Below are 15554 nucleotides of genomic sequence, written 5' to 3' on the forward strand. Positions count from 1 at the left end.
GCCAATGCATCGGCGATTTGATTGCCGTTTTCATACAATCGCGGCGCGCAATATACGATTGTCGCGCCAAAGATGCGAATGCGCGGCTCATGAAAAACGGGCGCGCCGCCGAAGCGCCGCGCCCGCCCGATACCCGCACTTGCTGGCGACACGTGCGGCGTACCGGATCCGACACCCCGGCAACGCCGCCAGCGCCATTCGTTACCAGCTGTACGACGCGCCCGCGCCCCACGTCGTCGCCGCGGAGCTGAAGCCGGCGCCGATCTTCATCTTCAGGTTCTCGCGGAGCCGGACCGACGCGCCGAACGCGCCGGCCTGATAGCCGAGATAGCTGCCAAAGCCCATGCCGACGGCAATCGTCTTGCCGGGATCGACATCCGGAATCATCGTCAGCGCGGTGGCCGCCGCGACGCCGCTGTAGGCACGTCGCGCGACCGCGTTGAGTTGACGGAGGTTCACGGCATCCGAAGGCAGCACGGCGTCCGCGAGGTTGGCGATCTTCCTTTCGTTCGTCGGCGTGCCCACCGACACGGTATTGTCACGATCCGCCACCGAGCCGCTCCCCAGCGCCACGGAGTTCGCGCCGGTCGCGACCGCGTCCGTACCGATTGCCGTGCTGTGCGCGCCGGCCGCCGATGCCCCCGAGCCGAGCGTCACGCTGCCGTTGCCGGCCGCGACCGCGCCCGTGCCAACCGCGACGCTGCGCGCGCCGAGCGCCTGGGCGCGCACGCCGTTCGCCATGCTCGCGTCGCCCGTTGCGGCCGCTGCCGCGCCCAACGCCATGCTGTTGTCCGCGCCCGCCAGCGCGCCGACACCCACCGCGGTGCTGTTCGCACCCGATGCGTACGCACCGGCTCCGGCCGCGAGACTCGCATTGCCGGCCGCCGCGGCCTGCGCGCCAAGCGCCGTACCGTTCACGCCCGACGCCGTCGCGCCGGTGCCGGCCGCCATGCTCTGCTCGGCGCTCGCATTCGCGCCCTTGCCGAGCGCGACGCTCGCGTCGCCCGTCGCCGACGCCGAATTGCCGAGCGCCGTGCCGTCCACACCCGCGGCCAACGCGTTCACTCCGACCGCCGAGCCGTTCGCGCCCGATGCCGTCGCGCCGGTGCCGGCCGCCATGCTCTGCTCGGCGCTCGCATTCGCGCCCTTGCCGAGCGCGACGCTCGCGTCGCCCGTCGCCGACGCCGAATTGCCGAGCGCCGTGCTGTCCACGCCCGCCGCCGACGCGTTCACGCCGACCGCCGAGCCGTTCGCGCCCGATGCCGTCGCGCCGGTGCCGGCCGCCATGCTCTGCTCGCCGCTTGCGTTCGCGCCCTTGCCCAGCGCGATGCTCGCGTCGCCCGTGGCCGATGCCGAATTGCCGAGCGCCGTGCTGTCCACACCCGTCGCCGACGCATTCACGCCGACCGCCGAGCTGTTCACGCCCGATGCCGTCGCGCCGGTGCCAGCCGCCATGCTCTGGTCGGCGCTTGCGTTCGCGCCCTTGCCGAGTGCGATGCTCTCATCGCCCGTGGCCGATGCCGAATTGCCGAGCGCGGTGCTGTCCACACCCGTCGCCGACGCGTGCACACCCACCGCCGAGCTGTTCACGCCCGATGCCGTCGCGCCGGTGCCGGCCGCCATGCTCTGGTCGGCGCTTGCGTTCGCGCCCTTGCCGAGTGCGATGCTCTCATCGCCCGTCGCCGATGCCGAATTGCCGAGCGCCGTGCTGTCCACACCCGTCGCCGACGCATTCACGCCGACCGCGGAGCTGTTCGCGCCCGATGCCGTCGCGCCGGTGCCTGCCGCCATGCTCTGGTCGGCGCTCGCGTTCGCGCCCTTGCCCAGCGCGACGCTCGCGTCGCCCGTCGCCGACGCCGAATTGCCGAGCGCCGTGCTGTCCGTGGCGGACGCGTTCGAGTTTTTCCCGAGGCGACGCTGTTTTGCCCCGTGCCGGGTGACGGCAACGAAGAATTTGCAAGCCTGTCGTTGATGTTGTTGATCGATCCGGCCAGCGAATCAGCCGTCGCGCCCAACCGGCCGACTGCGTTGCTCAATTGATCGATCTGCTCCTGCAACGACAGTTGCGCGCGCATCCGTGGCCAACAGACTCGACATGCCGATCACACTTGCCGCGATGGTACGCAAGGTCAGAACGCGCACGGCACGCTTTTCGTTCATCAGACCGCCCATCGGGTTTCTTATTAATTTCATAAGAGTCCTAAATACTTGATTTCGTCACTCATGGCGCGACATCGTTTGAATTCAAGAGAAACGGATATCGTCTTGCGCCCGCGTCAATACCGCGCAACGTCATGGCGACACCGGCGATGCCCGCCCGCATGGGCCGGCACCGTAGCGCGTCATGGAAATTGCACTCGACCGAGTATAGGGACCGTCAACTCAAAAGAATATGAGCCAAGTACGAAATTAAGCGCTGTCCGATTGCGTGGATATCGAACATCGGATGCGTCTGAACAGGAATGGCCGCTGTGCGATCGCGGGACGATCGATCCGCCGTCAAACCAGCCCGACGGCGGATCGATCCGGCATCACATCACCTTCAGCGTTCCCATCATCCCGAGATCCTCGTGTTCGAGGATGTGGCAGTGAAACATGCGCTCGCCGGACATCTCCTGCGTGGTGAGGATCGTCACGGTTTCGCCGCTGCGCACGTTCACGGTATCACGCCATGCGCGGAACGGCTCGGGGATGCGCGAGCCGTTCGACGCGCGCTCGATCACCTGAAACTGCGTGCCGTGCAAATGGAACGGGTGATCCATGTCGGTGGCGTTGTGGATCTCCCAGCGCTCGACGTCGCCACGGCGGCTCGTCAGCGTCGCGCGATGCGGCGCGTACGTATCGCCGTTGATCGTGAAGCGCATGCCCGCCGGGCGGCCGTGCGCCGCCCCCTTCATCATCGCGTCCATGTCCATTTCCTCGCCGAACGCGACCGTCTTGTGCGCGACCGATTCGCCCAGCGGCGGCACCGTGCGCAGCGTGGCAGGCAGCGCGCGGGCCTCGGCGGGCGCAAACGCGACATCGGCCAGCGCCAGCGCCGGATCGGGCGGCAGGCTGCCGTGACCGTCGTCGTGCGACATCGCCATCTTGCGGCGGTCGTACTCGGCCGCCTGCAGCACCGCGCGTGACACACGATCGCCGGCACGCACCAACAGTTCCGCGCGCTCGCCCGGCGCAATCAGCAGCGACGTCACGCGCCGCGGCGCGTCGAACAGCCCGCCGTCGGTGCCCACCTGCTCGAACGCGCGACCGTCGTCGAACGCGATGCGCAGGTAGCGTGCGCTGCACGCGTTCCAGACACGCCAGCGTTCGTCGCCCGCGACGTCGATGCGCGGCCGGCGCGCACCGTTGACCAGCACGAACTGGCCTTCGCGGCCGTTCATCCAGTCCATCATGTCGTTCGACGCGATCGTGCCGTCGCGCGCAAGCTTCAGATCCGACACGAACAGGTGGCGCTCGGGCCAGCCGGCAAGCGGATCCTCCGCGGCGCGCACGACGAACGGGCCGGCCAGCCCGCGAAACACCTGCTCGGCGGTCATCATGTGCGGATGCGGGTGGTACCAGTACGTACCGGCGCTACCCTTCGGCAGCGTGAAGCGATACACGCGCGACGCGCCGGGCGCGACCGGATCGGACGGGTTGCCGTCCTGGTCGGGCGGCACGGGCAGGCCGTGCCAGTGGATCGTCGACGGCTGCGGCAGCTTGTTCACGAACCGGATCTCGACCGTATCGCCCTCGCGCACGTCGATCAGCGGGCCGACGACGGGGCCTTGCGTGCCCGGGCCGAACTGCCAGAACGTGGTCGGCCGCGCACCGCGCAGCAGCGCTCGCGCCACCGGTCGAGCGACCAGCGTGGCCCGGAATGTGCCGGGCTCGCGGCTTTCGTTGGCCAGCGTGCGCAACGTCGCGAGCGGCGCGCCGGCCGGCAGCGCGTCGGCGGCCGCCAGGGCAGCCGGCGCGGGCTTGCCGTGCTGCGCGTGCGCCGACATCCCTGACATACCCGACATGCCCGGCATGTCGTCCATCGAATCCATGCCGGCCATGCCCGCGTGACCGGCATGCTGCGCCGACGCGGCGCGCGCGAACAGCGACGCGGCCGCGACACCGATGGTGCGCGACAGGAAGGTTCTCCGTCTCATCAATCGATCCTCGTTATCCGTGCAGCGCCGCGCGAGAGCCGCGGCGATCGCGTCATCATAACCGCAGGGCCGGATCGAAAAACGCCGCCGCGGGACGGGTGGCGATACGCCGCAGCACGCATCGTTACCGCGCCGGACGGCGTCACGACCGCCATCGCCGGGCGGTGTTTCGGCACGCATGGGCGCCGCCCCTTCGCACATTCCAGCGAACGCGCTGTGCGCCTTCCGCTCGGCCCTCGCGCTCTCCGCCGCCGCGTCCGGATGCTCGCACCCGCCGATTTTTCACGATGCGGAACAAGTCACTGCGTTATAAAAATTCGTGGTGCAGGGCACAAATTTCCCGTTTCGCGATGCCGAAAAACGTTCCGCAATACAAAACGTTGCAAATAATACTTTGTTTTTAAAAGGGAATTTTTGTTTCGAGAAGTCGCTCTACGCGCACCATTCGAGCGGGGCGCGGACGTAGACTTGGTTCCATGCACTGACGCTTCGCCACGACGTTCGACACGGAATCCGGCGCAAGCAGCCAGTCGGGCCACAGCCGGGCGAACCGGCGGACGGCGCAACAGAATCGCTTGTGATCAGAAAGGGAGAACGGAAATGAAGGGATTTCGCTTTGGTTCAGCGCTCGGGTCGTTCTACATCCTGCCGGGTAACGGCGGCTGGGAAGCGACGTTCGGCAACGCCCTGCTCGGCGCGTTCTCGTGCCCCGAAGTGGCGGCCGACCACATCTCGCGCGGCGACTGCGAGCAACTGTCCGAACTCGACACCGCGACGCTCGAAGTGCCGCATGAAATCGCCGAATGGGAAATCGTTCACGTCTGAATGGCCACCCCGCAACGACAAACGCCCCGGGCGACCGGGGCGTTTTTCTTGTGTGCCGGGCGGCGAACGGTTCAATCCGCCGCACCGGCACATGCAACGGCTCGCGCGAGTGCGCGGCCGGCGTCAGGCGACCGCGTCGACGATGCCGTTCAGCGTCGCGCTCGGGCGCATGGCCTGGCTCGTCAGCTCGACGTTCGGACGGTAGTACCCGCCGATCGCCTGCGGCTTGCCTTGCGCGGCCGCCAGTTCTTCGAGGATGCGCGCCTCGTTGTCCGACAGCGCCTTCGCCACACCTTCGAACTGCGCCTTCAGCGCGGCGTCCTCGCTCTGCTCGGCCAGCGCCTGCGCCCAGTACAGGCACAGGTAGAAGTGGCTGCCGCGGTTGTCGAGGCCGCCGACCTTGCGCGCCGGCGACTTGTTCTCGTCCAGGAACTTGCCGGTCGCCTGGTCGAGCGTCTTCGCGAGCACGAGCGCCTTCGCGTTCTGGTATGCGTTGCCGAGGTGTTCGAGCGACGCGGCCAGCGCGAGGAATTCGCCGAGCGAATCCCAGCGCAGGAAGCCTTCTTCGACGAACTGCTGCACGTGCTTCGGCGCCGAGCCGCCCGCCCCCGTTTCGAACATCCCGCCGCCGGCCATCAGCGGCACGATCGACAGCATCTTCGCGCTGGTGCCGAGTTCCATGATCGGGAACAGGTCGGTCAGGTAGTCGCGCAGCACGTTGCCGGTGACCGAGATCGTGTCCTTGCCCGCACGGATGCGCTCGAGCGAGAAACGCGTCGCTTCGACCGGCGTCATGATGCGGATGTCGAGGCCGTTCGTGTCGTGATCCTTCAGGTAGCGTTCGACCTTCGCGATGATCTGCGCATCGTGCGCGCGCGCCGGATCGAGCCAGAACACGGCCGGCGCGCCGGTCGCGCGGGCGCGGTTGACCGCGAGCTTGACCCAGTCCTGCACCGGTGCGTCCTTCGTCTGGCACATGCGCCAGATGTCGCCCGACTCGACCGCGTGCTCGAGCAGCACGTTGCCGGCTTCGTCGATGACGCGCACGACACCGTCCGCCGGAATCTGGAACGTCTTGTCGTGCGAACCGTATTCCTCGGCCGCCTGCGCCATCAGGCCCACGTTCGGCACGCTGCCCATCGTGACCGGATCGAACGCGCCGTGCTGCTTGCAGTCCTCGATCACGGCCTGGTACACGCCCGCGTAGCAGCGGTCCGGAATCACGGCCTTCGCGTCGTACAGTTGACCGTCCGGGCCCCACATGCCGCCCGAATCGCGGATCATCGCCGGCATCGACGCGTCGACGATCACGTCGCTCGGCACGTGCAGGTTCGTGATGCCCTTGTCCGAGTTGACCATCGCGAGGCGCGGGCGCACCGCGTACTCGGCCTTGACGTCCGCTTCGATCGCCTCGCGCGTGTCGGCCGGGAGATCCTTCAGGCGCGCGTAGAGGTCGCCGATCCCGTTGTTCGGGTTGAAGCCGGCTTTCGCCAGCACGTCCGCGTGCTTCGTCAGCGCGTCGCGGTAGAACACCGACACGAAGTGGCCGAACAGGATCGGGTCCGAGACCTTCATCATGGTCGCCTTCAGGTGCACCGAGAACAGCACGTCCTGCGCCTTCGCGTCGGCGATCTGCGCTTCGATGAAGCTGCGCAGCGCGTTGCGGCTCATCACCGATGCGTCGATCACTTCACCGGCCTTCACGGCCGTCTTTTCCTTCAGCACCTTCTTCGCGCCGTCGGTGGTCGTCAGTTCGATCTTCACGCTGCCGGCCGCGGCGATCAGCGCCGACTTCTCGCTGCCGTAGAAGTCGCCTTCGGTCATGTGCGCGACGTGAGCCTTCGACGTGGACTTCCACGCGCCCATCTTGTGCGGATGCTTGCGTGCGTAGTTCTTGACCGACAGCGGCGCGCGGCGGTCGGAGTTGCCTTCGCGCAGCACCGGGTTCACCGCGCTGCCCTTGATCTTGTCGTAGCGCGCCTTGACGGCCTTCTCTTCGTCCGTCGACGGATCTTCCGGATAGGCCGGCAGCGCGTAGCCCTGCGCCTGCAGTTCGGCGATCGCGGCCTTCAGCTGCGGCACCGATGCGCTGATGTTCGGCAGCTTGATGATGTTCGCTTCCGGCTTCAGCGTGAGCTGGCCCAGCTCGGCCAGATCGTCGGAACCCTTCTGCTCCGACGGCAGGATGTCTGCGAATGCCGCGATGATGCGGCCGGCGAGCGAGATGTCGCGCGTTTCGACGGCGACGCCGGACGAACGCGTGAAGGCCTTGACGATCGGCAGCAGCGAATAGGTCGCGAGCGCGGGCGCTTCGTCGGTGAGGGTGTAGATGATCTTGGGCGAAGTGGACATGGTGGTCAAAGCATTGCTACGTGATGGTGGGACTGAAGAGCGCCGGCGGTAACCGGCGGGGAGCGACCGGGTCGATCGCGAAAGGGGCGCGCCGGCTCAGCCGGGCGGTGGTGTTGCGAGGGCCGTCATGTTCTACCTTGCAGGGCCTGCGGGCCGCATCGCGGCGCCGCGGCCCGGATGCCGGGCCGCCCTGCCAACAAACCTGCCATCCACGAAACGCTCCGGCGCCGGCAGACAGCGCCGGGGCGGCCGGCATCGTGCCGGCCCACCCCGGAAGGGGTCTTACATGTTCTCGATCAGCACTTCGCCGAAGCCAGAGCACGACACTTGCGTCGCACCTTCCATCAGGCGCGCGAAGTCGTACGTGACGCGCTTCTGCAGGATCGACTTCTCCATCGCGGCGATGATCGTGTCGGCTGCTTCCGTCCAGCCGAGGTGGCGCAGCATCATTTCGGCCGACAGGATCTCGGAACCCGGGTTCACGTAATCCTTGCCCGCGTACTTCGGCGCCGTACCGTGGGTCGCCTCGAACATCGCGACCGAATCCGACAGGTTCGCGCCCGGCGCGATCCCGATGCCGCCGACCTGCGCGGCCAGCGCGTCGGAGATGTAGTCGCCGTTCAGGTTCAGCGTCGCGATCACGTCGTATTCGGCCGGGCGCAGCAGGATCTGCTGCAGGAACGCGTCGGCGATCGAATCCTTGATCACGATCTCGTTGCCCGTCTTCGGGTTCTTCACGCGCATCCACGGGCCGCCGTCGATCAGCTCGCCGCCGAATTCCTTCTGCGCGAGCGCGTAGCCGGCGTCACGGAACAGGCCTTCCGTGAACTTCATGATGTTGCCCTTGTGCACCAGCGTGACCGACTTGCGATCGTTGTCGATCGCGTACTGGATCGCCTTGCGCACGAGCCGCTCGGTGCCTTCGGTCGACACGGGCTTGACGCCGATCCCGGAGGTTTCCGGAAAGCGGATCTTCTTCACGCCCATCTCGTCCTGCAGGAACTTGATCACCTTCTTCGCCTGCTCGGAGCCCGCGGCCCATTCGATGCCCGCGTAGATGTCTTCCGAGTTCTCGCGGAAGATCACCATGTCGATCTTCTGCGGCTCGCGCACCGGCGACGGCACGCCCTTGAAGTACTGGACCGGGCGCAGGCACACGTAGAGGTCGAGCTCCTGGCGCAGCGCGACGTTCAGCGAACGGATGCCGCCGCCGACCGGGGTCGTGAGCGGCCCCTTGATCGACACGACGTATTCCTTCAGCACCTGCAGCGTTTCGTCCGGCAGCCACACGTCCGGGCCGTACACCTTGGTCGCCTTCTCGCCCGCGAAGATCTCCATCCAGTGGATCTTGCGCTTGCCCTTGTACGCATGCGCGACCGCCGCGTCGACGACCTTGATCATGACCGGCGTGATATCGAAGCCCGTACCGTCGCCTTCGATATAGGGAATGATCGGCTGATCGGAAACGTTGAGCGAGAAGTCCTTGTTGACGGTGATCTTGTCACCGCCCTCCGGAACCTTGATGTGCTGATACGGCATGATCGACTCCAGTGACGTGGCTGAGCAGGTGATGCTGGTCGAAGCTGCGCGCGCGGCGGGGGCGCGGCATGGCCACCCCGTGACGGCAACAGCGAGCCGCTATTCTAGCGCCCCAACCGGGCACTTCGGCGCGAACCGCGGCACTGCGTATCAAGACCTCACTCATGTCTTATATAAGACAGAGGACTTGCCGTTCCGTATTATGCATTAAGATTCCGCCATTTGCCATAGACCGCCCGCCCGCGCTCCGTACGGGCGCCGGGCGGGCGCCCTGCCATGACCCTGATCGCCCTCAACAAGCCGTTCGGCACGATTTGCCAGTTTTCCGCGCACGAGACGCGGCCGTCGCTCGGCGACTGGGTAAAAACGCCCGGCGTGTACGCGGCCGGCCGGCTCGATGCGGACAGCGAGGGGCTGCTGCTGCTCACCGACGACGGCGCGCTGCAGGCACGCATCGCGGAGCCGCGCCACAAGCTCGTGAAGCGCTACTGGGCCCAGGTCGATGGCGCGCCGGGGCCGGCCGACCTGAAGGCGCTCGCGCGCGGCGTCGATCTCGGCGACTACGTGACGCGCCCGTGCCGCGCCGAATTCATCGAGCCGCCCGACACGCTGTGGCCGCGCACCCCGCCGATCCGCTACCGCGCCGCGATTCCGACCACGTGGATCGAGCTCGCGATCACCGAGGGCAAGAACCGGCAGGTGCGCCGGATGACGGCGGCCGTCGGCTTTCCGACGTTGCGCCTGGTGCGCGTCGGCATCGGCGCGCTCGATATATTCGCGCTCGGCATTGCGCCGGGCGAAACAATCGCGCTGCCGCCGCGCGCGCCGTGGGACGGTTTCGCAGCCGCCGGGTAGCGAATCCAGGGCGCGCGAATTTTTCGTCGTCTTTTTCGTCAACCGCGCGCGCAGATCGCGCGTTAAACCACGCAGATGCCAACCTTAGCTATCCGGCATTGGCAGCCGAACCCCGTGTTTGCGTCACGAAAGCGACGTTTTATTCGAATACGATTCGGCGCCCGCAGCGCAAAGAGAAATTTCTCGAAGCGTCTGTCAACCGAAAGGTGGATGGCACCGTTAGACGACATGACTCCTATTGCCGGGTCATTTGGTTAATTAACTAAAGCTGAGGAACACAACATGAACAAACTGATCGCCGCTCTGGTCGCTGGTCTCTTCGCAACGGCTGCTTTCGCACAAGCATCGGCTCCGGAAGCTGCTTCGGCTGCTGCTCCGGCAGCTGCTTCGGCACCGGCAAAGCACAAGGCTGCCAAGAAGCACCACGCCAAGAAGCACCACGCTGCGAAGAAGGCAGCTAGCGAAGCCGAAGCTCCGGCAGCTGCTTCGAACTAAGTAAGCAAGCTGTAATAACGCAGTCAAGAACACGCAGTCCTGCCGTTCTTACGGCGTTGAAAGGCAGATCACCGCAAGGCGATCTGCCTTTTTCTTTTTTGTGCCCGCCGCCGCGCATCGCGTACCATGCGGGTCTTGCTTTCCAGACAGGAGCCATGCTGTGCCATTCTCCCTGCGCCCGTCGCTCGGCCGCCTTGCGCGCGCCGCCGTGTTTCCCGCCGCGCTCGCCGTTCTCGCGCTCGGCATGCAGGCCGCCGGCGCGCAAGTGCCGCCCGGCGCCAAGCAGCCGAGCGAGTTCCCGCGCGTGAAGCTGCGCGCCGGCATGTACGTGATCGACGCGGCCGTCGCCGCGAACGACGCCGACCGCGAACAGGGGCTGATGTACCGTTCGCAGCTCGCGCCGAACGAAGGCATGCTGTTCGTCTTCAACGAGAACGCCGTGCACTGCTTCTGGATGAAGAACACGCTGATTCCGCTGTCGATCGCGTTCATCCGCGCGGACGGCACGATCACCGACATCGACGAGATGAAGGCCGAGACGACCGACAACCACTGCCCGCGCAACAACGGCGTCTATGCGCTCGAAATGAGCAAGGGCTGGTTCGCCGCGAAGGGCATCAAGCCGGGCATGAAGCTCGACGGGCTGCCCAAGCCGCAGTAACCGCCCATGCCGCGGCGGCGCCGCGCGTCGACCCGAGCCGGCCGCTCGCAGCGCGCCGGCTTTTTTTCGCCCGCCCGCGGCGCCCGCCTTGATTCGGCACACGCTGCCCGCATCTGCAAAAGCCACGGACAAGCGCTATCCTTTAAATCTCGCTTGTTCCAGTCCGGGCCGGCCCAGCCGGCCCCCTTACGATCCGAACCACCAGGAGGTTCACGTGCCCCGCAAAACCCCCATCGAGCGCTATCGAAACATCGGGATCAGCGCTCACATCGACGCCGGCAAGACCACGACGACCGAGCGCATCCTGTTTTACACCGGTGTGAGCCACAAGATCGGTGAAGTGCACGACGGCGCGGCCACGATGGACTGGATGGAGCAGGAGCAGGAACGCGGCATCACGATCACGTCGGCGGCGACCACGGCCTTCTGGAAGGGCATGGCCGGCAACTATCCGGAACACCGGATCAACATCATCGATACGCCCGGGCACGTCGACTTCACGATCGAGGTCGAGCGCTCGATGCGCGTGCTCGACGGCGCGTGCATGGTCTACGACTCGGTCGGCGGCGTGCAGCCGCAATCCGAGACCGTGTGGCGCCAGGCGAACAAGTACAAGGTGCCGCGCATCGCGTTCGTCAACAAGATGGACCGGATCGGCGCGGACTTCTTCCGCGTGCAGAAGCAGATCGGCGAGCGCCTGAAGGGCGTCGCCGTGCCGATCCAGATTCCGATCGGCGCGGAGGACCATTTCCAGGGCGTCGTCGATCTCGTGAAGATGAAGGCGATCGTGTGGGACGACGAAAGCCAGGGCGTGAAATTCACGTACGAGGACATCCCCGCGAACCTCGTCGATCTCGCGCACGAATGGCGCGAGAAGATGGTCGAGGCCGCGGCCGAAGCGAGCGAGGAACTGCTCGAGAAGTATCTGCACGACCATGAATCGCTGACCGAGGACGAGATCAAGACCGCGCTGCGCAAGCGCACGATCGCCAACGAGATCGTGCCGATGCTGTGCGGCAGCGCGTTCAAGAACAAGGGCGTGCAGGCGATGCTCGACGCGGTGATCGACTACCTGCCGTCGCCCGTCGACGTGCCCGCGATCCTCGGCCACGACTTCGCCGATCCGGAAAAGCCGGCGGAACGCCACCCGAGCGACGACGAGCCGTTCTCGTCGCTCGCGTTCAAGATCATGACCGACCCGTTCGTCGGCCAGCTGATCTTCTTCCGCGTGTATTCGGGCGTCGTCGAGTCGGGCGACACGGTGCTCAACGCGACGAAGGACAAGAAGGAGCGGCTCGGCCGAATCCTGCAGATGCACGCGAACGAGCGCAAGGAAATCAAGGAGGTGCGCGCGGGCGACATCGCGGCGGCCGTCGGCCTGAAGGAGGCGACCACCGGCGACACGCTGTGCGATCCGGCCAAGCCGATCATCCTCGAGAAGATGGAATTCCCGGAGCCGGTGATCTCGCAGGCCGTCGAGCCGAAGACGAAGGCCGACCAGGAAAAGATGGGCCTCGCGCTGAACCGGCTCGCGCAGGAAGATCCGTCGTTCCGCGTGCAGACCGACGAAGAGTCCGGCCAGACGATCATTTCGGGGATGGGCGAGCTTCACCTCGAAATCCTGGTCGACCGGATGAAGCGCGAGTTCGGCGTCGAGGCGACGGTCGGCAAGCCGCAAGTCGCCTATCGCGAAACGGTGCGCACGACGGCGGCCGACGTCGAAGGCAAGTTCGTCAAGCAGTCGGGCGGTCGCGGCCAGTACGGCCACGCGGTGATCACGCTCGAGCCGAACCCGGGCAAGGGCTACGAGTTCCTCGACGAGATCAAGGGTGGCGTGATTCCGCGTGAATACATCCCGGCGGTCGACAAGGGTATCCAGGACACGCTGAAGTCGGGCGTGCTCGCCGGCTACCCGGTCGTCGACGTGAAGGTGCATCTGACGTTCGGTTCGTACCACGACGTCGACTCGAACGAAAACGCATTCCGGATGGCCGGCTCGATGGCGTTCAAGGAGGCGATGCGCAAGGCGAAGCCCGTGCTGCTCGAGCCGATGATGGCCGTCGAGGTCGAGACGCCCGAGGACTTCATGGGCAACGTGATGGGCGACCTGTCGAGCCGGCGCGGCATCGTGCAGGGAATGGAGGACATCGCGGGCGGCGGCGGCAAGCTGGTGCGCGCCGAAGTGCCGCTCGCGGAGATGTTCGGCTATTCGACGTCGCTGCGCTCGGCCACGCAAGGCCGTGCGACGTACACGATGGAGTTCAAGCATTACGCGGAAACGCCGGCGAACGTGTCGGAAGCCGTGATCAACGCGAAGACGAAGTAAGCACTGCTCACCCGCGCGCGGTCGCGGGTACGCGAAGCCCGTCCGGTTCCGGACGGGCTTTTTTTCGTCCGGCGCACACGGCGAATCGCGGCCCTTTTTGATCGGCGCGCCGAGCTTTTTTTCGCGTGCCACAATGGATGGCGATTCGTCAGATGGAACCCGCCCGATGCCGCCCACCCCTGCCCTGCGCCGCCTGCTGACCCTCTATGCCGGCCTGATCGCCGCGAACGTCGCCGTCTGGCTGTGGGCGCTCGCGGTGCTGCGCGACCATCCGCTGCTGCTCGGCACCGCGGCGATCGCGTACGGGCTCGGGCTGCGTCATGCGGTCGACGCGGATCACATCGCCGCGATCGACGTCGCGACGCGCAAGCTGATGCAGGACGGCCAGCGTCCGGTGAGCGTCGGCCTGTTCTTCTCGCTCGGCCATTCGACGATCGTGATCGTCGCGACGCTCGGCATCGCGTTGACCGCGTTCGCGCTGCGCGACCGGTTCGACGCATTTCGCGAAATCGGCGGCACGATCGGCACGGCCGTATCGGCCACCTTCCTGCTGGTGCTCGCGTGCGTGAACCTGATGATCCTGCGCGACGTGTGGCGACGCTATCGCGGCGCATCCGGGCATACGCACGACGGCGCGCACGACCATCGTCCCGCCGGACTCGTATCGCGGTTGCTGCGCCCGCTGTTCCGGTTCGTGTCGAAGAGCTGGCACATGTACCCGGTCGGCGTGCTGTTCGGGCTAGGTTTCGATACTGCAACCGAAATCGGCCTGCTCGCGATCGCCGCCGCGCAGGCGAGCCAGGGCCTCCCGGTCTATACGGTCATGCTGTTTCCCGCGCTGTTCACCGCCGGCATGACGCTGATCGACTCGACCGACAACGTGCTGATGATTCGGGCATACGGCTGGGCGATGGACGATCCGCAGCGCAAGCTGCTCTACAACGCGAGCATCACGTTCGTGTCGGCGGCCGTCGCGCTCGCGATCGGCGGGATCGAGGCGGCCGGCCTGCTGGCCGACAAGCTGGCGCTGTCGGGCCCCGTGCGCGACACGCTCGATGCGATCGGCGAACGCTTCGGCTCGATCGGCTACGGCATCGTCGCGCTGTTCCTCTTCTGCTGGATCGCGTCGATCCTGTTCCACCGCTGGCAACGCGCGGCCGACGCGCCGGCGCGCTGAACGACGCCCCTACGTTTCATTCCGGAAACAAAACGCCTCCCAACGGTGCTGCATGCGCGCTCGCGCGACTGCGCACGCCTTTCGTCACGGCCCTGAGCGGCCGATGGCACGAATCTCGCAGAGTGGGATCCGCACGGCGGGCCCGCGTGCCGATCCGCGTCCGCGGCTGGCGTCAAGCGCCGGCCCGAACGCCATCGGCCGACGATAGGACAACGAATCTTCTGAGCCCCCTGCACTACACGTAAATCGTCGCGCGGCAACGAGGCATCGCGCGCATGGGGAGGCCATGATGCATAAAACGACACAACCGTTCCGCGCGGCGGGACGGCGCCCTCGTGCAACCTTGCTGGCCGCAGCCGCGTTGGCGTGCTGCTGCTCGTATGCCGTCGCACAGAACACGACACCCGACTCCGCGTCCGACACGAACGCCAGTGCGGACACCATCATGACGCTGGTCGAGAACGCCTCGCCGTGCGCGGCCGATCCGGCTGGATGCGCGGCGCACGTCTATGCCGGCCGGGGCGCCGGTAATGGCGGTCCCGGCGCGAGCGGCAGCGGCGGCGGAAATGGTGGTGGGACAGGTAGCGGCAGTGGCAACGGGAACGGTAGCGGCGGAAACAACGGGAACGGCGCCGTCGGACCTGCCGGTGTCGGGGGAACGACGGGGGGAACCTCGGGCAGCCCGGGCGGTACGGGCCGCGGTGGCAACGCGTCGGGCAACGGCGGTTCAGGTGGCGGCTCTTCGGGTGGCGGTACTTCCGGTGGCGGCACTTCGGGTGGCGGTACTTCGGGTGGCGGTACTTCGGGTGGCGGCACTTCGGGTGGCGGTACTTCGGGAGGCGGTACTTCGGGTGGCGGTACTTCGGGTGGCGGTACTTCGGGTGGCGGTACTTCGGGTGGCGGTACTTCGGGTGGCGGTACTTCGGGTGGCGGCACTTCGGGTGGCGGTACTTCGGGCGGCGGCACTTCGGGTGGCGGTACTTCGGGTGGCGGTACTTCGGGTGGCGGTACTTCGGGTGGCGGTACTTCGGGTGGCGGTGGCCACGGTGACGGCGGTGGTGGCGGTCACGGCGGCGGTCACGGCGGTGGTCACGGTGGCGGTGGCGGCGGCGGCGGCGGCGGCGGCGGCGGCGGTGGCGGTGGCGGTGGCGGTGGCGGTGGCGGTGGCGGTGGCGGTGGCGGAGG

General features: G+C 66.8%; 10 protein-coding genes and 2 pseudogenes. 7 read left to right on the plus strand and 5 right to left on the minus strand.

What is annotated here, in order from left to right; translation table 11 throughout:
* Positions 1–201: 201 nt before the first annotated feature.
* The 3 genes and pseudogenes from LGN10_RS33485 to LGN10_RS08550 form a co-directional block, all read right to left on the minus strand.
* A complete protein-coding gene (locus LGN10_RS33485; protein WP_302107229.1) occupies positions 202–1380 on the minus strand; it encodes a YadA family autotransporter adhesin in 1179 nt (392 codons plus the stop codon).
* A gap of 48 nt (positions 1381–1428) precedes the next feature.
* Positions 1429–1986, minus strand: a pseudogene (locus LGN10_RS33785) (hypothetical protein); the annotation flags it as partial.
* A gap of 545 nt (positions 1987–2531) precedes the next feature.
* Positions 2532–4139, minus strand: a complete 1608-nt coding sequence (locus LGN10_RS08550) for a multicopper oxidase family protein (RefSeq protein ID WP_226222774.1) — start codon at positions 4137–4139, stop codon at positions 2532–2534.
* A gap of 600 nt (positions 4140–4739) precedes the next feature.
* On the opposite strand from LGN10_RS08550, the gene LGN10_RS08555 reads away from it, so the two are divergent.
* Positions 4740–4964 carry a hypothetical protein gene (locus LGN10_RS08555; RefSeq protein WP_006490888.1) on the plus strand — a complete coding sequence of 75 codons (225 nt, stop codon included), beginning with the start codon at positions 4740–4742 and terminating at the stop codon, positions 4962–4964.
* A gap of 123 nt (positions 4965–5087) precedes the next feature.
* Here the strand turns inward: LGN10_RS08555 and LGN10_RS08560 are convergent, their stop codons facing one another.
* Both LGN10_RS08560 and icd read right to left on the minus strand, forming a co-directional pair.
* Positions 5088–7316: an NADP-dependent isocitrate dehydrogenase gene (locus LGN10_RS08560; RefSeq protein ID WP_059576877.1), complete on the minus strand. Its 2229-nt coding sequence runs from the start codon at positions 7314–7316 to the stop codon at positions 5088–5090.
* A gap of 282 nt (positions 7317–7598) precedes the next feature.
* Positions 7599–8855 carry an NADP-dependent isocitrate dehydrogenase gene (gene icd / locus LGN10_RS08565; protein WP_006478026.1) on the minus strand — a complete coding sequence of 419 codons (1257 nt, stop codon included), beginning with the start codon at positions 8853–8855 and terminating at the stop codon, positions 7599–7601.
* Positions 8856–9131: 276 nt separating this feature from the next.
* On the opposite strand from icd, the gene LGN10_RS08570 reads away from it, so the two are divergent.
* From LGN10_RS08570 to LGN10_RS08595, 6 genes and pseudogenes are all read left to right on the plus strand, one after another.
* On the plus strand, positions 9132–9710 hold the full coding sequence (locus LGN10_RS08570; protein WP_226222776.1) for a pseudouridine synthase: 579 nt from the start codon (positions 9132–9134) through the stop codon (positions 9708–9710).
* Between the two features lie 282 nt (positions 9711–9992).
* Positions 9993–10205, plus strand: a complete 213-nt coding sequence (locus LGN10_RS08575) for a hypothetical protein (protein ID WP_006398520.1) — start codon at positions 9993–9995, stop codon at positions 10203–10205.
* Between the two features lie 160 nt (positions 10206–10365).
* Entirely contained in the window at positions 10366–10866 is a 501-nt protein-coding gene (locus tag LGN10_RS08580) for a DUF192 domain-containing protein (RefSeq protein ID WP_034208197.1), read from the plus strand.
* A gap of 214 nt (positions 10867–11080) precedes the next feature.
* Positions 11081–13192: an elongation factor G gene (fusA, locus tag LGN10_RS08585; RefSeq protein WP_060966749.1), complete on the plus strand. Its 2112-nt coding sequence runs from the start codon at positions 11081–11083 to the stop codon at positions 13190–13192.
* Positions 13193–13358: 166 nt separating this feature from the next.
* Positions 13359–14369, plus strand: a complete 1011-nt coding sequence (locus LGN10_RS08590) for a HoxN/HupN/NixA family nickel/cobalt transporter (protein WP_196755129.1) — start codon at positions 13359–13361, stop codon at positions 14367–14369.
* Positions 14370–14658: 289 nt separating this feature from the next.
* Positions 14659–15554: pseudogene (locus LGN10_RS08595) on the plus strand (hypothetical protein); the annotation flags it as partial.

The organism is Burkholderia sp. AU32262 (assembly GCF_020419985.1).
Classification (GTDB): Bacteria; Pseudomonadota; Gammaproteobacteria; order Burkholderiales; family Burkholderiaceae; genus Burkholderia; species Burkholderia semiarida.

What these genes read in the sequence shown, in the direction of transcription:
- LGN10_RS08550 (WP_226222774.1), bottom strand. Translation starts at nt 4,139, where the DNA reads ATGAGACGGAGAACCTTCCTGTCGCGCACCATCGGTGTCGCGGCCGCG.
- LGN10_RS08555 (WP_006490888.1), top strand. Translation starts at nt 4,740, where the DNA reads ATGAAGGGATTTCGCTTTGGTTCAGCGCTCGGGTCGTTCTACATCCTG.
- LGN10_RS08560 (WP_059576877.1), bottom strand. Translation starts at nt 7,316, where the DNA reads ATGTCCACTTCGCCCAAGATCATCTACACCCTCACCGACGAAGCGCCC.
- icd (WP_006478026.1), bottom strand. Translation starts at nt 8,855, where the DNA reads ATGCCGTATCAGCACATCAAGGTTCCGGAGGGCGGTGACAAGATCACC.
- LGN10_RS08570 (WP_226222776.1), top strand. Translation starts at nt 9,132, where the DNA reads ATGACCCTGATCGCCCTCAACAAGCCGTTCGGCACGATTTGCCAGTTT.
- LGN10_RS08575 (WP_006398520.1), top strand. Translation starts at nt 9,993, where the DNA reads ATGAACAAACTGATCGCCGCTCTGGTCGCTGGTCTCTTCGCAACGGCT.
- LGN10_RS08590 (WP_196755129.1), top strand. Translation starts at nt 13,359, where the DNA reads ATGCCGCCCACCCCTGCCCTGCGCCGCCTGCTGACCCTCTATGCCGGC.